The organism is Photobacterium angustum, assembly GCF_003026365.1.
GTDB lineage: Bacteria > Pseudomonadota > Gammaproteobacteria > Enterobacterales > Vibrionaceae > Photobacterium > Photobacterium angustum.
On sequence record NZ_PYOM01000012.1, the window covers coordinates 98,036 to 118,267 of the forward strand.

The window sequence follows — 20,232 nt, forward strand, 5'->3', positions numbered from 1 at the left end:
TATTTGAAATGACAATATCTGAAATTATTACAGGTAAACACGATCAAGTGTGGGCATTAGTGGACGCCAAGAGTTTCTATTGTTCTTGTGAACAGTTGTTTGATCCAACATTAGTGAATAAGCCCTTAGTTGTACTTTCAAATAATGATGGTTGTTGTGTTGCTCTTTCTGATCAAGCGAAAGCACTCGGCATTCAACGTGGTGCGCCATGGTTTAAAGTTGAACGAGAGGCTCGTATGAAAGGTGTTCAGGTACGTAGTTCAAATTACAACTTATATGCCGATATGAGTCGTCGTTTTATTGAAGAGCTCTCTAAATTTTCTCCGTGTGTAGAACAATATTCAATAGATGAAGCCTTTGTTCGTCTCGATGGTTTTAAGTTAGAACAATTGCAAGATTATGGCCGCGAAATTAAAGACACTATTTATAAAAATATTGGATTGCCTGTTCGTGTAGGGATTGGTGCTACTGCAACCTTGGCTAAATTGGGCAATCATGCAGCCAAAGTGTATGAGCGACAGGTTAATGGTGTCATTCAAATTGATAGTGATTATAAAAGAGAATGGTTATTAGCCCGTACAGATATTCAAAATATTTGGGGAATTGGAGCAAAAACGGCAACTAGGTTATGTACATTAGGTATTGATAATGCATTACAACTATCCCAAAAGAGCGCGTCAGAAATGCGTTGTGTATGGAATGTCGTTCTCGCACGTACAGTGATGGAGTTGCAAGGTGTCGCGTGTATTGCGCCTGGGGATATTGATGAAACCCGTAAACAAATTTTATCGAGTCGAAGTTTTGGCCAAGGCATTACCGAGTTTGAAGAGTTAAAATCTGCTTTGGCTTTTCATTGCCAACGAGCGGGAGAAAAACTGCGAAAACAAGGAAGCCAAGCAAATATTGTTGGTGTTTTCTTACGTACTAATCGCTATAAGCAACTCCCACAGCGAAACCGTAGTAGTACAGTGGCACTTATGTGTCCAAGCCAAGATAACTATAAGTTTATTGAATCAGCATTACAGCAGCTTAAACAACTCTATAAAGAAGGCTATGAGTATCAAAAAGTTGGTGTGATATTAGATGAATTGACGCCAGCTGAAAACAATAGTTTTCAATTAGATATGTTTGATACCAGTGCCTATGATGAAGCTAAACGTCGAGATTTAATGGCAATCACCGATATGATGAATGCGAAGTTTAAGAATGGAATTAAACCCGCCTCTGTTATTGCAACTTCCAACTGGCACATGAAGCAAGCACATCGTTCTAACCGTTGGACTACACGACTTGATGAATTACCGATTGCGAAATGTTAAACCTCTGTCGCGGCGAATAGTTTTAAGTTGACAAAAGCCTGACCTAAATGAAGATAAGTTGTCACATAACTCGCTTAATCTCGCGTTTTTACACGAATATTAAGGTTTTATATGCGTTATCTTGCTTTGTGTTGTGCTCTGGGAGTTATCGGGATCACAGCTTGTCATTCAGGTGATAAATCCGATCCCGTTACTGAGTATCAATTTGGTACAAAAACAACTTATGCGCCTCAGCAGAAACTCGGTAGTTACCAACAAGCACCGCAAGGTTATGAGTTAGTTTATTCTGAGTTGGTCTCTCGTCATGGCTCCCGTGCACTTTCCAGTTTTAAATATGACGATATTTCAATGCAAGTTTGGCGTGAGGCACAAAAGCAAGGTGCGCTTACTCCATTAGGTGAAAAGCTCGGTGCTGAAATCGAACGCATGACTGCAGCTAACGAAGCGTTAGGTTACGGTAATTTATCCGGTTTAGGTCATGATGAATTGTTGGCGATTGGTAAGCGTGCAGCACAGCGCAATCATTCTTTGGTTGATCAAGCAATAGAAAATCAACGTCATATTGTGGTGGAATATTCAGGTAAAGATCGCGCACTGGCAAGTGCCAATGCTTTTACTGAAGGTTTAACAGAAAATAACCAAGATCTCGCCGATTTACTGTTAGAACCAAAAGTTAACAAAGCGCAGTTGTATTTCCATAAAGAAAACAAAGAATACAATGACTATGTTGATCACGACGCTGCATTAAGAGCGGCTATTGATCGCTTATTCGATAGCGAGAAATCTCATCAAGTAGCACAAGCAGTATTAGGACGCCTCTATAGTCCTGAGTTTGTACAACAATTAGTAAATGGTGAACTGAAGTTTTATTCAACAGAAGAGCCTGATGAGTTATTGGCAGAAAATGAAGTCGATGCAGTGATTCATTTGTTTAACCTTTACTTAATTGCACCGGGTATGGCACAAGAAGCGGGTGAAGATCCTTGGCAATTTGAGCAATTCTTTACTCCAGAAGAAACTCAATGGTTAAGCTATGTATTAGATGGTGAAGATTTTTATGAAAAAGGCCCAAGCTTTAACAATACTGATATTACTTACAAGATGGCATCGGTATTGGTTGATGACTTTTTCAATGAAATCGAAAAAATTAAACAAGGTAATGAGCAGGCGGCACTAAAGGTACGTTTTGCCCATGCTGAAACTATTATGCCTTTTGCTGCCAATATGCAATTGAAGGGTAGTGAAGAGGGCATTGATCCTCAAACGACCTTTAGCTATGACAACAATGATTGGCGCGGTAAATGGGTAGCGCCTTATAGCAGTAATATTCAGTGGGATGTGTATCGTGGTGAAGATGATGATTTGCTTGTGAAAATGCTCTATAACGAGAAAGAAATTGGCTTTAAATCATCCTGTCATCCTATTGAGGCTGGGAGTTATTTCTATCGCTTCAGTGAATTAAAGCGTTGCTATAAGCAATAATCTCTAATCGAGTTGATAGCCTATCTGTATCGTAAGATCCAAATAGTATGTTCGCTTTTAAATACTCACATTTAATAACGAGTATTTGATAGACTATTTTACTCTATCAAATACTCAATCGATATTTTTCAACCTTCATCACTCTATTACTATTAATCAGCAGATAGGAGTGAAGTATGAAAAAATGGTTAGATAAAAATAATGATAAAAAGCTAAGAATTACAGCCGCATTGATTGCGATTGGGCTAATAGTTGCTTCGCTAATGACATCAGGATTAATCAGTGCAATTTGCGATTTAATTGCCTTTGTTATTCTTATCACTGTGGTATGGCTTAAAGTTGATGAGAGTAAACATCACGCAGTTCAAACTGTGTCCAGATCCGATAGGGTTGAAATTGAACCATAATGTTGTCAGTTCGTAATGTCGCTTTATTGATAAACTCTATATAGTTTTTAATGGGAGATTTACATTAAAATGATTAAATGGTCTTATTTCAATCATTACAAAACAAGAAAGTGGTGATTAATTATTCGATATATTTCTATTAACCTGCTTATATATCCATTTTTCAGCAATTTACCCTCACTTTTTGCTATTTAGTCCTTCCATTTGCTATGGTTTCAGAAGTTGTATTGTTTACCTATGTAAAAGGAATACTTATGCGCTTGCTTATAGGGCTATTAGCTTCTCTACTTCTCTGTTTTTCCGTACAGGCAAGTGAAAAAAAATACTCAGAAACGGACATGTTAGAAAAGCCGTTCATGGAACGTTATATTCTTGATGAATTGAAAGATTTACGTGAATCACAGCAAGATCTTGAGCGCCGAATGGTGATTGAAATTACCGACCGTGAATTAACGGTTGCTGATAAATCATTAAATTATGCGAATGTCACCGTTACTTATTTTTTCTACATTATTGCAGGTGTCGCATCTCTTATTGCATTTGTTGGTTGGCAGTCTCTTCGTGAATTCAAAAGTAACACCACTGAAATGGCGGATAAACGATTAGAGAAGATTGCCCAAGAATATGAGAAGAAGTTCTTGGCGCTTGAACGAGATTTAAAACGTAAAACTCGCATTATTAGTGAAAATAATAAAGAAATTGAGAAAATTAACGAAATTCATAACCTATGGTTACGTGCGCAAAGTTCTCAAACACCTGAACAACGTATTGATGTTTATGATGAAATATTGCTTATTCGACCCGGTGATCTTGAAGCACTAACCTATAAAGCAGATGCGGCAATGGAAATTAAGGAATACCATTGGGCGCTGAGTTTATGTAATCGAGTGTTGGAGGTAGATGACACCAATGGTCCTGCACTTTATCAACGTGCTTGTGCATATTCTCGATTAGGGATTGAAGATCAAGCGATTGAAGATCTAGAGCGTGCGATTATTGCCAGCCCATCCATTCGTGATTTAATTGCAGATGAGCCTGATCTCGATATTCTTCATGGTAACAGTCGATTTGATCTGTTGTTACATTCTCCTGAATAAACATATTTATATTCGCTCTTTTTAATTAAGATCTCTATCACGAAGCGGCAAAATGATTGCCGCTTTTTTTATTTATCCGTGTTTATTGTTATATAAAATCTCTGCGTTATCAGATACTTTATTACTTATATTGAAAAGTCTATCGGTATCAGAGGCACAGGATGAGCAGCAAAATATCAGATTTCTCCGTACATTTACCCATCAACCCAGAACTTGTTCAATTTCAGCTAAGTGTTAAAGAAAAACTGTATGACTTTAACCATGCTCGACCATCAGAAGAAGAAAAATCACGTCTCATCCTGACAGCGTTATTGGGTGCGGAAAATGGCGTTACTATTCTTCCGCCATTTTATTGTGATATGGGGAAGAATATACATTTCAAACGGGGTGGTTTTCTTAATGCAGGCGTTAAAATTTTAGATATTGCTCCAGTAGTGTTTGGAGAATTCGTTCAAATTGGACCGAATGTGGTTATAAGTACTGCTGGTCATCCATTAGATATTGCTGAAAGAGTCTTACCTATTGCAGCTGCTAACCCTATTACTATTGGCGATAGTGTATGGATAGGAGCGGGAGCCATAATATTAGACGGCGTCACGATTGGTGATCGAAGTGTTATAGGCGCTGGAAGTATTGTAACGAAAGATATTCCTGCCGACTGTGTTGCGGCAGGTAATCCATGTAGGGTAATCAAAAAAATAGAACACGGTAAGATGCCATCAGAACAAGAAATCGAAGAAATGTGGCGTCCAATTATGGAAATGTAATACTTAAGGGGCTGCCAACCAGCGTATAAAAACAAAGAGCCAGACATATAGTCTGGCTCTTTGTTTAAACAATAGCGAAAAATTAAGGGATAAACATTTCAATATAGGTTAATGAAGAAATACCAATAGCAAGCCAGAGTAGTACACCTAATAACATAGGTTTAGGGCCCGCATTTCTTAGCTTATTAACAGTGATACCAGAGCCAATTAAGAATAAACACACCACCAGCAAACGCTTAGAAGCGACAAAAATCATATCGTAGACAGATTGAAACTGCGGTAAAAAGTGTGCAATTAAGATAGCAACACAATATAAAACGATAAAGTAAGGTACCGAGATTTTCTTGCTGTTCCCTTTAAAAATTAAAGCACTGATAAAAGCGACAGGAATGATCCATAATGCACGCGCTAACTTTAACGTTGTTGCCGTTTTTAATGCTTCATCCCCGTAAGAACCTGCGGCACCGACGACGGACGAAGTATCGTGAATGGCGATCGCAGCCCATGTCCCGAAAGCGTGTTGACTCATATCCAGTAAATGACCAATAGCAGGAAATACAAATAGTGCGACAGCGTTTAAGACAAATACCGTTGCTAAGGCAAGTGATGTTTGTTCATCTTTTGCATTAATAGCAGGTGAAACAGCTGCAATAGCGCTACCACCACAAATTGCAGTACCAGAAGCAATTAAATGGCCAGTTTTCTTATCTAGTGATAAAAAGTGTGTAGCAATCCAGCCTAAAAGAAGAGTAAAGAAAATAGAGCAAATGATTAAACCTAATCCAGCTTTACTGGCTTCAATTGCCTCATTTAAGTGGATACCAAAGCCCAAGCCTATAATGGAATAAGATAAAAGTTTTTTTGTTAGGGCGGCAATATTAAATTGTGAAGGGACTAAACCAAAACTGGCAAGTAGAAAACCTAGAATTAAAGCGATTGGCGAGCTGATAATAGGTAGCAAACATAATAATGCAGTACAAATAAAAATCGCGTCCATTGGTCGTAGACGTTTGAAGTTATCAATGATGGGCATAGTAATAGCGATAAAAATATAATTATAATTAAAGGATTATACGCTGAATACTGAGCAGTTAAGAGTTAAATAGACTGAGTGTAGGGTTAAGAAAAACTTAACATAAGTAAGGGTTTATTTCTTAACCCAATCACCCGTTTTAGTTTGAAAATACAGCCCCGGTAAGGTTTTCTTAACCGCTTTTTCTTGTGCCATGCTAGTCACATCATCTAATGATAGATTATTCTTTTTGCTGATTTGTAAGTAGCCTTGTTGACGTTTGTTATTCACGGAATCAATTAACGCACGTAAAGACGGTGAAGGAGTAGGTTGCACACTTGCAACATACCCATTATTTGCCTCACCAATCAGTCCTTGCTGTTTAGCTTGTTGTAACGTTAATGCATGAGCTATAGACGACAATAGTATTAGCCCAGTCATGACACTTAGAACGAATTTAAAAGACTTCTTTATCATTGAATAGCTCATTAATTTCACGATCGGCTTTCACATTGATTTCATGTTTAATATTGATGTTAAGGTTAATAACAATTGGCTCTTCTGAAAGCGCAACCTCAACTTTTGGTGTACAGCCACTGATTACAATACTACTCGAAAGACCGAATAGCAGAAAAGCGACTTTTACCACTGAAAAATGGCCATAAGAACGGAGTTTATTGTTGTGATTTTGGCAATGTTTTTTATAGATAGTCATATATGGTCGTTGTCTTCTTATTCTTGAATGCCAAGTTGTTGTTTGATCTGAGCGACTAAATTTGATGAATAAATCATATCTTTTGAGCGCAATAATTTAGGGATATTGTCATTTAAATTAACGTTTAAGTGGATCGGACGTCCGTTCTGGAAATCTGGATTTTGACCTTTTATTTCTGTTGTTAATGAAAGATCACCATCTTTAGCGTAATCAAAGGCAAGAGCAATACTATTATAATGGTAATTTTCTAGAACCTTTGCAATATTGAGCGGACTTGACGCGTCCGCCGCTTTAATTTTCTTATCAATGCTCGAGCCTTCAATATAACGCAATACGCCACCGGGTTTACGGGTGTCCAGTGAAGCGTTACGTATCACGATACTGCCATTATCAAGTGCAATAGGAATAACGCCATCTACTTTACCTGTTAGCTCTATATTGTCTTGATCCGCAATCGCCATGACACGTTTTAAATCAACTCCTGTTACTTTCAAGGGTACTTCTTTAATATTACTAAGGCTAGTTATAGTAAGTGGTGTAATGGTGACATTACCGCCATAAAGCTCAGTAGATCCGTGTGCAATATGGTAATACTGCTTTGCGGTATCAAAATCAGCAACAAAACGAGGGTTTGACATCGAAATACCCACATCAAGATAATCGGCTGAGATTTCCAGCGGTGCTTGTGTTTTCAAATTAGAAGCCATGAGCGCTAATTGTACATTGCTATGAACGTTACCGAAGCGGTAGCCTTCATACGCACCAGTAATGCCTTTGCTTGATAATCCAATAGAGCCTGTAATTTGTGCGTCTTTATTTATATGAATATCGGCACTTGTGGTTAATTGACCATGGGTAATATTTAAATCAATCGGCAAAACTGGAATGTAATAGCTTTTAAGATCTTGCTCTGGTGTAAAGTTAAAAGTGTGACGCTGTAACTTTATGTGGGAGTTGCCACTGTCAAAATTAGAGTGTAAATCAATATCAGCAAATAAAGCCTTTCTACTGTTTTTAAATTGATTATTGAGGGTTAACTCATTGCCTAATAACTGTACGTGCCCATCACTATAAATTTTCCCCAGCTTTAATTGATTACGTTGAACATTAAAAACAATACCGTAATCAGAACGAATGATCAGTGGTTTAAGCGTGACGTCAATTTCTTTATTGTGATTTATATTACCCGATGTATCAGAGACAGACTTGGCTAAAAAAGCATCTGGATTATGAATTCCTTCACGCAATGGCACTGTGAAAAGGGACATTCTCTTACATACATTTAATTGTGTTACAGCCGTCGTTAGGTAAACGTTATCTTTAATGAGTTCTTCTACACTGTATGCGCGAGTACGTTTATACGGTGGGGTATGAAGGCTCACTATGATAGGATTACAGACTTTTGATGACGCCACTTTATTAGCACTATCAGCGTTAGGCTTCACGTTTTCTGATGGCGTGTCATCGTCTAATTTCAAATCTTGGCTAAGATAAAAATTATTAACTTTGATCCCTAAATCAGCACGATAACGACTTAATGATTGATGCCTGTTTGTATTTGAATGCGTTTCTTCTTGGCGGTTTACCACAAATTCAGAACTTAGTGATGCCTTTGTATCTGCTGGCTGATAGATGGTAAATGTACCAACTGTACCTTGCTTATTTTGTGTATAGAGTCCGACTAATGAATCTAATTGGAAGTTAACGTTTTTACTTTGACTCTTTTGAAAGCCTGGAAGACTTTGAACATCAACATTATCCATCGAAATATTATTTTTCGCCATTTTTGCGACTAAGAGGTTGTTAGCCCATGTTGCAACCATGTTGGTATGAAAATTGAAGTTTTTAATCAAACTATCAGGCATGGGATAAATCTTATCTGCTTTAGCTTCAATTTCTGCATTAATATGACATTGCAAATTAGGGTAAAGACAGCTTAGATCCTTAAAATTTAGATTAATAGCCGATTGCGTTTTTTTGTTGACAAAACTAATTTTTTTACTGTCATCTTTTAAATTGACACGTAATAGTTTGTCGTAGAAATTTACGTTAAATTCGATTCTGCCATCACTGATCATTTTAACATCAGCAAGTTGTTTGTTTTTACTTTGAGCTGCGTGTTCACCATTAAATTTTTTGAATAAGCCTGCAGGGAGAGCATACTTGTTTAAGGCGATCTCAAAAGATTCAGGTAGTTCAAATCCTACATCATAATAAGCGGTAGCAAGTTTATTGTTAAGCAACATGCTTTTGTTCTTAGGCGCGTCAAGTGGGGCTGATGTTTGTTTGGCCCAAAAGCGCAGTGGGCCATTGATCTTTGCATTAGGAAGTTCAGTTAAGCCAATGCGATCTGTAAATTCTTTAGTGTCTTTGAAGTTAGCATTACAATTGAAGTACGTTGGTAATGGCTGTTTAAAGAGAACTTTAGATTCACAGTAAAGGTTGTTACCGTCACTGCGTGTTAGGTGGGTATTAACCCACGCATCAAATTTAGTTAAGTGACGAACTGTTACATCGAGATCATAAGGGTTAGGTGCAAGGGCTTTACCACGAACAATGAATTTCGCTTTTGTTCGCTTTTCTTCTGTAATGTTAAGATCTTTTGCTTGTTGTTTCGCTTTATCTATCGCCTTTTTCCTATCAATTTGTTTCTGTGTAACCAGCTTTTTACCTGTTTTCTTTTTATGCTTTTTTTGTTCCGTCTTACCATCGGTATTAGTGAGTGGGGTTTCCAACACTACTTTCGCATCTAAAATCAAATCACCGTAAGTGAAAGATTTTACTTTAAATTTGTGCATCGGCAATTGCGCAAGGTTGGCAATGGTTTGCCCTAAGTGGTAACCCTTATTATTAATATCGGCACGCTCAACAAATTGAGGTAAATATTTAGGTTCTTCAATATGAAATTTATCAGTGGTTAACACCATTGAATCGATTGGGTCATGGAAATCAATCGCGAAAGCCATTTTCGTGATGATTTGCTTTTCTAAAATTGAATATAAGGTTTCCCACTCTGGAACCAAAGAGCCGATATTAATTTTGAGTGGAGTTGAGTCTTTCTTCCAAGCAATAGAAAAATCACCATCGTTAAAAGGTAAACGATAATGAGGAGAGGGATTATAGTTAGGAAAAAACAGAGTAATCACACCATGCTTCACAGTGCCAGATAACGCAATATCAGGATCACTATTAAAATCTACGTTAACATCTTCTAGTATCTGAATAGCATTAGGCCATCCACTCACACTGTTAGTGTGCAGCGCTGATGCTGTTACTTTTCGGGCATGGGCAGAAAAACGCAAAGGCGCTTTAAATTGAGTAAATTTAAAATCAGCGTCGTAAAAGTGAATGTAGTTCAGTTGTACATTGTTCTCTCTCAGCATTAATTTTGCTGCAGGAGGAAGTACCAGCTTAGTTTTTGTTGCCACTATATGATACGACACATCCCCACTAGTTTTATCGAGACGTCGTTGAAGAGATAAATTATTAAACTCCAAATTTGTATCATTAATACTGACAGAGATTTTCTTGGCGGAAAGACCATGTTTGAAATGTAAGCCTGAAACACTGTTGAGGTGGATTCCTTTACTGTTCAGCCAGACAGAAAGTACGACAGGCGGAAGCGTTGTAAAAAGTAAAATCGTCCAAAATAGAAAGCGGCGGAATCGCTTAGGGCGCGAAACCGTATTAGTATGGTTATTCTGCGCTATATCTGAGTTTGTTTCTGCTTTTTTATCTTTTTTACTGTCATTCGACATAGAATACAAACTCATCCGTAAAAGTGTAACAACACAATGTAAATCGTTATCATGTTATTGATATTAAAGATTATAGCCCTATAGTAAAGTGATTGTTTATTGCTTTGTCATATTTGGGTTATTTATAGCTTAAAAAAGAGCATTTTAAAAAAGGTATCATTTCATATCAGCGTACTCATCGTTATTCTGCAAGATAATGCAACCAGCCTTGATTAATGACAGAAAAATATTCAGGACAACGCTCTTTTTGCTGTTGGCGATCAGAAACGGGTAACTCATCAAAAATACGTTGATAACGGCTAGGGTTACTGCCATACACTAAACATAAAATATTATAATAACGCTGCAAATCTAAACTGTGCTCGCTGACAAAATCCGCATCATCAAAACTGTCGATATCCAAATCTTCTAACGCAAATAAGTCGGCGGAGTTCATCGCTATTTCATCTCCTCTTGCGATATCGTTAAGCAATAGAATGGTAGCAAAGTTATCAACGGAATCCTCTTCTTTACCTAAAATAGGTATTGCTCTATCGAGAATATAAGCATGACCAATTTCATGTAGTAGGGTATGTAATAATGTATCTTCTGTTGCTTGGTTTAACTCTCGTTGATTGTTAATCCCCCCTTTATTTTTAAAACGCTTACGGGCTTCAATGACAAATTGATAGGGAATGTGGATTGAATTTGTCACAGGATCAAACAGTGGACCATCTTCCGAACCGAACACAATCTGTAAACTGGGTGAGAAAATAAAACGACGTTGGCTAAGTTGTTTGATCGTTTCGAGTACAGGAGATTGTTCAATAAATTGTTCAATCTGTTGCTGTCCAATCGCTGGTGGCAAAAAGCGATAAGTGATAGTTGGAGCAGGTTCAAGCGCTAATCCGTAATGATCGTCGACAGGAATATTGGTACCAATATTTTTGGTCGTTCCTGCGTAAGTAAAATGCGATAGAAACAAAAAACTCATGATAGTAGTGAGTAAATATAAATAATGACGTGTTTTATATCCCTCAGTGTTTGGATAGTTATACACAGTAATACCTCACATAATTCGGCTAACTGTCTTTAAAGTGAAAATTATAGTGTATAAGGCATTTTTGTTAGCTAAATATGCTACGCCTTTAAAAATAATTTTATCAATATGTTTGATATTCTCAGTTTTAAAACAAATTACCGTAGTTTATAAATTTAAGTGCAATTAATTGCTTATTCTATATAAGGCTATAAGCTATGGACATTTGGGATTCACTGAAGTGATCGCCGTCATACCTGCCGTTATTACTCAATAATAAAAGGCTAATACATTATGAATATCTCCAATATTTCAATAAGAAATAAGCTACTAATAAGTAATGGCTTCGTTATTTTTTTACTTGGCGTTTTATTTACCATTGTATGGAATGCAATTAATACAATGGAGCAAACATCCAAAAAAGTAGAACACACATATAAAGTTATCGATCATGCGAATGGGCTTGTTAGTGCGATGATCGATCAAGAAACAGGACTGCGCGGTTTTGCTATTGGTGGACAAACTGAATATTTAGAACCTTATGTGAGTGGTAAAAATAGGTTCAAAAATGATCTCTCTATTGTTAAACAATTAACCAGTGACAATCCCACACAACAACGGCGGTTTGATAAAGTCGAGAATGTTGCGATGAACTGGCAAAAGTATGCAGAAAAGATCATTAAGCTTCGAAAAGATATTAAAAGTGGTGAGAATGCAGCTACTGAAATCGATGAACTATTAGCTTCTGGCATGGGAAAGAAGCTTATGGATCAGATTCGAGTTGAAGTAAAAGATAGGAAGTTTGGCTATAAAAGCACTGATGTACTACAAGCGTTAATTAATATGGAAACAGGTTTACGCGGTTACATCATTAATAAAGATGAAAATTACCTTGAGCCGTATTATATCGGTAAAAAAGAGTTAGATAATTTTTTTAAAATCAATGATTTTGAAGGTGGAACTGTCAGTGCTTGGATCAATAATTATGCTGAAGTTGCGATTAGTCTGATAACAAATGGGCTTAATTACAAGGTGATGGAAGATTTATACCAAGAGCTTTCAAGTAAGCAAGGTAAGATCTATATGGATGAACTGCGTAGTCAAGTAAATGATATCATCGCAGTTGAAAAAGACTTAATGGTGCAACGTAAAATATCGGCAGAAAATGCTGCAGATTTGGCAACCAAAGTGATTATTTTCGGAGGGATCATTACAGCGATACTTGCCTTGACTATTGGTATTGTTATTTCGAAAACGATCACTGGACCAATTGGACGAGCGGTTGTTGCAGCAAAAGAACTCGCTAACGGTAATTTAACGATTCAAATCAAGCCAAATGGTAATAATGAAGTAGGTGTATTACTCACGGCACTACAGACAACAGCAGATAGTTTAAAACAAATCATTTTAAAAATGAGTAATGCAAGTGATCAACTTGGATATGCATCCGATAATTTAACCACTATAACGACACAATCAAGCCAAGGTGTGAAAGAACAACAACATATGACAGATGAAGTGGCAGTAGCGATGAATCAAATGTCTATGTCAGTTCAAGAAGTCGCACAGAATGCATTTTCAGCGGCTCAATTTGCCAATGAAGCAAATAGGGAAGCGCAATCAGGGATTATCATTGTTAAAGAGACCATAGAAGGTATCCATCAACTTGATGAAGAGATAAATCTTACCTCAGTACGTTTAAATGAATTGGTGCAAGAAACTGAAAATATAGGTGGGATTTTAGATGTTATTCGTGGCATCGCAGATCAAACAAATTTATTGGCATTGAATGCTGCAATCGAAGCGGCACGAGCTGGTGAGCAAGGGCGAGGTTTTGCGGTTGTTGCTGATGAAGTTAGAGAGTTAGCAAAACGCACACAAGATTCAACCACAGAAATCCAAGAATTAATCGAAAAAGTGCAGTTAGGTACTAATGAACTAGTAGACAGTATGGATAAGAGTAATAACTTCGTGAAAGAAAGTGTTGTGAATGCAACGAGATCCCGAGATGCGTTTGGGGTGATTAGCGAATCTATTGCCAAGATCAACGATATGAATACACAAACAGCTAATGCTTCAGAAGAGCAAAGTACAACGACTGAAGAAATTAATAGAAACATGGAAACGGTGAATATGATTTCTCAGCAAAGTGCTCAAAGTGTTAATGAAACCGTTAAATCAACACAAGAACTATCTGACTTATCTTCTCAGATGCATTACATAATTCGTCAATTTAAAGTTTAACGTTAGATGTTGAATATAAGCAGAAAAATAAAAAAGGCAGCAATTTGATGAATTCATTGAATTGCTGCCTTCAAAGTTAGCTATCTTTTTTTATCGGCAAGGGGAAGTAGCATTTCAACAATGCCATCTTCTAGTTGTACATCAATGTTAAAACCGACTTTCTCTGCAAGATGGATCATCCCGCGATTGGATGGCATCGTCATACCCGTTAAATATTGTAATCCACGTTGTTTACTGTATCTCACTAACTTGTCCATTAAGATACTGCCAAGCCCTAATCCTTTCATATCAGAGCGTACTAGAATCGCAAACTCGGCATCATGATTTTTAGGATCGGATAACGCCCGAGCAACACCTAAAACAACATCTTCTTTCTCATTCGTATCTGGGTTGATATTGGCATTTTGTGCAACGGCAACAAAAGCCATCTCACGGTCATAATCTATTTGTGTAAATTTTGCGAGTGCTTCATGGTTTAGCTCACCGACATCAGAGAAAAAGCGTTTATAAAGATCCTCAACCGAAACTTTAGACATAAAGGTTTTATGTAACGGTTCATCTTCAGGCAAAATAGGGCGTAATAGTAAGGTTTGACTATCTTTGAGTACGCAACTTTCCTCGTACTCTTTAGGGTAAGGGCGTATCGCAAGGCGTTTTTGTTTATCACCACTGAAAGATTGAATATCCATTGAAGCATCTAACACAGTGAGATCACTACCGCTAATTAATAATGGATGAATATTAAGAGCTTTGATCTCTGGGCAATCGATGATCAATTGCGAGATCTTAATCAATAGATTACACAAAGCAGGAATGTCTATTTTCTCTAACGCACTGCGATGCTTGATTTTTCCTGTTTTTAGCGCATCGATCACCATATAACGAGCCAGCGCCATATTTAACGGTGGTATGCCTACAGCAGCGTCACGGTGGATATCCCAATGTGCATTATCTTCTCCCATTAAGATCACTGGGCCAAAGATCGGATCATTGTGTACATCGATCCGCAATTCCTGTGCGCCTGAACGATCTGCCATGCGTTGTACTAATAATCCATCAATACGTGCAGTGGGATAAAGCATCGCTACTCTATCAAAGATAGCTTGTGCTGCGGTTTCAACTTCTGCTGCGGTACGAAGATGAAGAACAACACCATGTATTTCTGATTTATGTCGTATATCGGGAGATCGTAACTTAACGGCAACGGGATAGCCTATTTGCTCAGCAATATGAACGGCCTCAACAGCATCAAGTGCTATCCATGTAGGTAGAGTATTAAAGCCATAACATTCTAAAATCGGGCGAGCTTCATGTGTTTCCAAATGAAGAATATTATTGGTCAGCATCATATTCACTAATTCGTGGACTTGATGTGAATTATGATTGTCATAGCCAACAGAAGCCGGTGTTTCCATCAGTTGCTTTTGGTTGCGTCGGTATTCGACTAAATGCATGAAAGCAGAGACTGCACTTTCAGGTGTGCGATAGGCTGGAAAACCTGCCTCTGTAAAGGTTCTTCGTGCTGTAGCTGCTTCGTTTTCACCCGCCCAATTAGTCAGTATATTAAAACGTTTAGTTCGAGGGTGCTGGTGGAGAGTATCAACAAGTGCATTTGCGGTTGCTGTATCGGGTGCAATCGCAGATGGACTGTGCATGATCAATAAGGCATCAAAATCATCACTATCTAATAAGATCTTTATCGCTTGTTGGTACCGCGTTATATCAGCATCACCAATAATATCAATGGGATTAGAGTGAGACCAACATGAAGGCAACACAGCTGAAAGTCGATTAATGGTTTCAGGGCTGAGCTGGGCAAGCTTTCCACCGCGATCTGAAAGCGCATCAACAGCCATAATCGCTGGCCCGCCGCCATTGGTTAAAATCGCTAAGCGCTCACCTCGTAGTGGTACAGAGTGGGCAAGTGTTTCAACCGCTGCAAATAGTTCGTGCGTATTGTTTACTCGTAACATACCAGATCGTCTAATTGCAGCATCATAAACCGCATCTAAGCCGATATCACCGCCGGTATGGATATGTGCAGCAGAGCTGCCTGCTTGGGTTCGGCCACTTTTTAATACCAATATTCGGCGGTTACGTGCTGCGGCCCTAGCGGCAGACATAAAGCGTCGCGCATCTTTTACCGAATCAATGTAAAGCAAAATCGCTTCTGTTTTAGAATCTTGGCATAAGGTATCTAACAACTCCGCAAAGTTAATATCACAGGCATCACCGAGTGATAAAAAGGTGGAAAACCCAATACTCTTATTTTTTGCCCAATCTAAAATAGTGGTACATACCGCAGCAGATTGTGAAATAAAGGCGATATTTCCTTTATTAGCACTGATGGGAGAAAACGATGCGTTTAAGTTTAACCACGGTAAGATAAGACCCATACTATTAGGGCCGATTAATCGCATTCCATATTCTTTGGCTTTCGCCAGCATTTGATCTTCAAGGCTTGGCTGATAGTTTGGTGTGAAAGGGGCGGGGGTTAACTGTGGATTATTCATTCCTGCCGCAAGAATAATTGCAGCTTTAACGCCTTTCTTACCCAGTTGTTCAACAATATCAATATTTAATTCAGCGCGAGTACACACAATAGCTAAATCAGGGACACGGGGTAGACTAGCAATATCAGGATAAGCAAGAATGCCTGCTACCGCATCATATTTTGGCGTAACTGGCATGATAGGACCACGGAATTGATCGGATAAGAGATTCCGAATAACCACATTACCGGCACGCGAAGGATTATCTGATGCGCCAATAACGGTAATTGATTTTGGTTTGAGTAAGCGTCTCATCCCATCCATGATCGATATCCTTTAAAGTTAATAGATAAGCTAGTTATAGAATAAACCTGAATCAGATAAGATGGAAAATCTAGCGAAAGAGCTGTGATCTGAACATAATAAATTTAAAACTATGGGTCATAAGGTATTAAGGGCGTGTAGGTATTTTTCGCTGATACCATGAAAACCATGCTACGCGAGAACGATGTAATGATTCGCTTTGTGGTGATGCATTTACATTACTGTTCGATAGTCTATGTATTGATGTTGTAAGTAAAAGAATGGAAAAGATACGTACTAGTATTGAAGCGCATTTTTCATCTCAAGAGCTATATCTGAGTTTTTCATATGGTATTGGTACATTAGATGAAGGTGTTAAATTGGCACTCGAGATTACAGATAAGAATATGTATAGGCAGAAAAAGAGTCGTAGATTAGCAGGGCGCTAGTATATATAAAAAAGAGATCGCTATGATCTCTTTTTTTTATTATCAATAAAGCGTAATTGCTTAAACTTGATAACGGGTTTTATCACCAATATCGAAATGTAATGGCATACGCCACTTACTAAATGCAGCTACACCTAATAAGATTGCGCCAAGCATTGCACACGCAATAACGCCTGCGGGAACATTAAAGATAAAACAGAACCAAAAGCCAGCTAATACAATTGGGGTAAGCAGCAATGCTTTAATTTGAAAGCAAAAGTATTCTTTAACGGAGAGTGCGCTAAACACAAATAAAGCAGCACCTAATGCTAATGGTTGCCATAATCCAGCAATTAGCCAAATAGCGGCAAATAAGCCAGCACCTTGAATTAGCCAGCGGAAGCGTTTGTCATAAATGTGGACGGTTGTTGAAGCTAATAAAGCAACAATAATTAAGAATGGCGTTGCCTGTATCGTTTCGTAGCCAATAATAGCCATGATAACTGCTGCAATAGTTAATGCAGAGCGGTAAAGCACAACAGTGAGCTTGTCTAATAGATCAAGTTCACATTTAATATGGGGATCAGCCATATTTACTCCCAAATAAAACACAATACAAAATAATAACTTCAGTTTACTGAATGAAGATGCTGACTTAAATAACTATTTAGTCAATATAGCTTTTCATTGACCTGCTTTAAAAAAACACTATTCACTTAAAAATATCTACGATGAATTGTAAAGTGATGAAACCTTAAATATCAGACACTTTCTGGTAAATTTTTACCCTTATATACTCTATGGGTATTGTGGTGTGACAACTGTGTTTGAATTTTTCATTTTTTGTGAATGTAAATGAAGAAATGTAAACAGTGTAAATTAAATAAAAATGATAATTCATCTCATTTATATTTGTGGCTCAAATGATTTAGACGTGTTTTATTACTTGAGGTTGTTTTGAAAATTCCATCGCCACTTTTTAAGTTGTCACCACTTCCATTGGCTATTTGTACTCTAATTTCTATGCCGGCTATTGCAGAGGAAAATAAGCCATCAAATGATCTATCTGAAAATAACGACGTTGAACGTGTTGTTGTATTTGGTAATCAGTTTAACCATTACAAAGCTGATGAAGCATTTGGTGCAATGCGAAGTGATATCAATTTAATTGATACACCACAGTCAGTTGCCGTTATTCCTAGCTTTATTACTGATGAACAAATGGCTAATAATTTAGGTGACATTCTTGAAAATGATTCGAGCGTTACTGCTGGTGGTCAAAAGTGGGGATTTCAATATTTTAAAATTCGCGGTTTCGATTTAAGTTCAAGCTCTGGCTATCTTGTAAATGGTCATCAACATTTTTCATATTATCTGCAACCGACAGAGATTTTAGAGCAAGTAGAGGTGCTTAAAGGCCCATCAAGTATGCTTTATGGTCAATCAGGTCCAGGTGGTTTGATTAACATGGTCACTAAGAAACCGACATATGAAAATATGGCTAAAGTGGGTTTTGATGTGAATAGTAATGGCTCTACTCGCTATAGCTTAGATGCAGGCGGTAGTTTAAACGATGCTGAGACGATTCGTTACCGCACGGTACTTTCAAAACAAGATAGTGTTTCTGCGCGAAAATATAAACAGAATGGTGAGCACAATGAGGGTGATAAAAGTGTAGGTTACTTAAACTTAGAGTTTGATGTAACCGACGATCTATTATTGTCACTTGCTTACAGTAAAACCAATGATAAGTCAGGTATTGACGGTGGACGACTCGATGATGAAGGCAATCTTATCGGTAGTCGAGAAACTATCTGGGATATGCCGTGGGCGCAAACAGATAAAGAAGTGACCAATATTGGTGCTGATTTAACATACCAAATCAATACTGACTGGAAAGTTAAACTTGGCTATAACGAGCAACAATATGATCGAAACTATGTAGCTTCACAGCCAAATCAATGTTACAAAAATAATTGCTACGATGATATGGCTGATGGCTATTTCATTAAACCGTTTGATCGCTATGACGATTGGAATTTCCAAACAGGCTATGTTGACTTAACGGGGCGTATCGAGACTTTTGGATTAGAACACCAGCTACTTTTAGGTGCCAATATTCTTGATTATGATTACTCACAAACACGCTATACGTACAAAGACGCAAATGGTAATAACTTTATTGAAGTAAAACCTGGTGATGTCGTTGAAAAACCAGACTTCTATAACAATAGTACACGCTCAACAAGTGATAGTTCATACAAACACTTTGGTTTTTATGTACAAGATTTAATGACTATCAATGATTACTGGAAAGTCTTAGCAGGTGTTCGTTACGACGAGCAGCATAAAGAAGGCTATGGTAATAACAGCTATGCTGTTTCTCCTAAAGCTGGCTTAGTCTTTAATCCTACAATAGATAGCAGTATCTATGTGAATTACTCGAAAAGTTTCATGCCACAAGGTTCTGTTAATAACAAAACTGACGTTAATGATGGCCTTAACTTAAAACCGCAATACGGTGAGCAGTATGAGTTAGGTACAAAGTGGGCATTGTTTGATGAAAGCTTATTATTAACAGGTGCTATCTTTGATATTGAAGTTTCAAATATTAAAGTGACGGAAGAAATCGTTGATAACCCTAATTTTGATCAAATTACAACTCAAGCCGGCAAGCAAAAACACCGTGGTTTTGAACTTGGAGCACAAGGACAAGTGACAGATCAACTGTTCTTAACAGGCTCTATGATGTATTTAGATGCTAAATATGAACGACCTGCAGGTGATAGCCTAGATGGTAAACGACCTGCTGATACGCCTGAGTGGTCTGCAAATGTGTGGAGTCGTTATGAAGTTAATGACCAACTAGCATTAAACCTTGGTGCAGTTTATGAAGGTAAACGTTTTGCTGATAACCAAAACACAGTGTCGAAAGATGGATATATTCGTTTTGACTCAGGTGTCTCTTACGGCATGAGTGTTGCTGAAACAGATGTTGAATTGCGCTTAAATGTTAAGAACCTATTCGATACCGAATACTTTGGCGGTGGTGGTAAAACAAGTACAACTGTAGCTGATGGCCGAGAGTTCACATTAGGCGTCAATGCAGCATTTTAATCTAACAAATCTACTTATTCTTATTAACTCTTTTTATCCGTAATATTTAGCCCTGTATAATGCAGGGCTCTTT

14 protein-coding genes are annotated in these 20,232 nt (G+C 37.7%); 7 read left to right on the forward strand and 7 right to left on the reverse strand.

The annotated features are described in order from the left end of the window. Positions 1 to 8 precede the first annotated feature (8 nt). From CTN01_RS13680 to CTN01_RS13700, 5 genes are all read left to right on the forward strand, one after another. Positions 9 to 1,319 carry a Y-family DNA polymerase gene (locus CTN01_RS13680; protein WP_045148870.1) on the forward strand — a complete coding sequence of 437 codons (1,311 nt, stop codon included), beginning with the start codon at positions 9 to 11 and terminating at the stop codon, positions 1,317 to 1,319. A gap of 111 nt (positions 1,320 to 1,430) precedes the next feature. Then, positions 1,431 to 2,801, forward strand: coding sequence for a histidine-type phosphatase (locus tag CTN01_RS13685; RefSeq protein WP_045148872.1), 1,371 nt, complete (start codon positions 1,431 to 1,433; stop codon positions 2,799 to 2,801). A gap of 176 nt (positions 2,802 to 2,977) precedes the next feature. Beyond that, on the forward strand, positions 2,978 to 3,208 hold the full coding sequence (locus tag CTN01_RS13690) for a hypothetical protein (protein ID WP_045148874.1): 231 nt from the start codon (positions 2,978 to 2,980) through the stop codon (positions 3,206 to 3,208). 254 nt (positions 3,209 to 3,462) lie between these two features. After that, positions 3,463 to 4,305: a tetratricopeptide repeat protein gene (locus tag CTN01_RS13695; RefSeq protein WP_045127423.1), complete on the forward strand. Its 843-nt coding sequence runs from the start codon at positions 3,463 to 3,465 to the stop codon at positions 4,303 to 4,305. 161 nt (positions 4,306 to 4,466) lie between these two features. Further along, a complete protein-coding gene (locus tag CTN01_RS13700) occupies positions 4,467 to 5,072 on the forward strand; it encodes a sugar O-acetyltransferase (RefSeq protein ID WP_107342173.1) in 606 nt (201 codons plus the stop codon). Between the two features lie 82 nt (positions 5,073 to 5,154). Here the strand turns inward: CTN01_RS13700 and CTN01_RS13705 are convergent, their stop codons facing one another. From CTN01_RS13705 to CTN01_RS13725, 5 genes are all read right to left on the reverse strand, one after another. Further along, positions 5,155 to 6,105 (reverse strand): YeiH family protein, encoded by a 951-nt coding sequence (locus tag CTN01_RS13705; protein WP_045082051.1) that lies wholly within the window; start codon positions 6,103 to 6,105, stop codon positions 5,155 to 5,157. A 114-nt stretch (positions 6,106 to 6,219) separates the two neighbouring features. Continuing rightward, positions 6,220 to 6,561, reverse strand: a complete 342-nt coding sequence (locus CTN01_RS13710) for a YdbL family probable chaperone protein (protein WP_045127424.1) — start codon at positions 6,559 to 6,561, stop codon at positions 6,220 to 6,222. Further along, entirely contained in the window at positions 6,542 to 6,799 is a 258-nt protein-coding gene (locus CTN01_RS13715) for a YnbE family lipoprotein (protein ID WP_052666615.1), read from the reverse strand. The genes CTN01_RS13710 and CTN01_RS13715 overlap by 20 nt, the downstream gene beginning before the upstream one ends. Positions 6,800 to 6,816: 17 nt before the next feature. Then, positions 6,817 to 10,557 (reverse strand): intermembrane phospholipid transport YdbH family protein, encoded by a 3,741-nt coding sequence (locus CTN01_RS13720; protein WP_045148876.1) that lies wholly within the window; start codon positions 10,555 to 10,557, stop codon positions 6,817 to 6,819. A 181-nt stretch (positions 10,558 to 10,738) separates the two neighbouring features. Then, positions 10,739 to 11,530, reverse strand: a complete 792-nt coding sequence (locus tag CTN01_RS13725) for a DUF4344 domain-containing metallopeptidase (RefSeq protein ID WP_249033684.1) — start codon at positions 11,528 to 11,530, stop codon at positions 10,739 to 10,741. Positions 11,531 to 11,869: 339 nt separating this feature from the next. On the opposite strand from CTN01_RS13725, the gene CTN01_RS13730 reads away from it, so the two are divergent. After that, positions 11,870 to 13,819, forward strand: a complete 1,950-nt coding sequence (locus tag CTN01_RS13730) for a CHASE3 domain-containing protein (protein ID WP_045148880.1) — start codon at positions 11,870 to 11,872, stop codon at positions 13,817 to 13,819. A gap of 80 nt (positions 13,820 to 13,899) precedes the next feature. Here the strand turns inward: CTN01_RS13730 and CTN01_RS13735 are convergent, their stop codons facing one another. Together CTN01_RS13735 and CTN01_RS13745 are read right to left on the reverse strand one after the other, a co-directional pair. Continuing rightward, positions 13,900 to 16,635 (reverse strand): bifunctional acetate--CoA ligase family protein/GNAT family N-acetyltransferase, encoded by a 2,736-nt coding sequence (locus CTN01_RS13735; RefSeq protein WP_045148882.1) that lies wholly within the window; start codon positions 16,633 to 16,635, stop codon positions 13,900 to 13,902. 488 nt (positions 16,636 to 17,123) lie between these two features. After that, positions 17,124 to 17,633, reverse strand: coding sequence for a membrane protein (locus tag CTN01_RS13745; RefSeq protein ID WP_045148884.1), 510 nt, complete (start codon positions 17,631 to 17,633; stop codon positions 17,124 to 17,126). A 366-nt stretch (positions 17,634 to 17,999) separates the two neighbouring features. Here CTN01_RS13745 and CTN01_RS13750 point away from each other — a divergent pair, with 366 nt between their 5' ends. Continuing rightward, a complete protein-coding gene (locus CTN01_RS13750) occupies positions 18,000 to 20,159 on the forward strand; it encodes a TonB-dependent siderophore receptor (RefSeq protein ID WP_244156035.1) in 2,160 nt (719 codons plus the stop codon). The last annotated feature ends 73 nt before the right edge of the window (positions 20,160 to 20,232 follow it).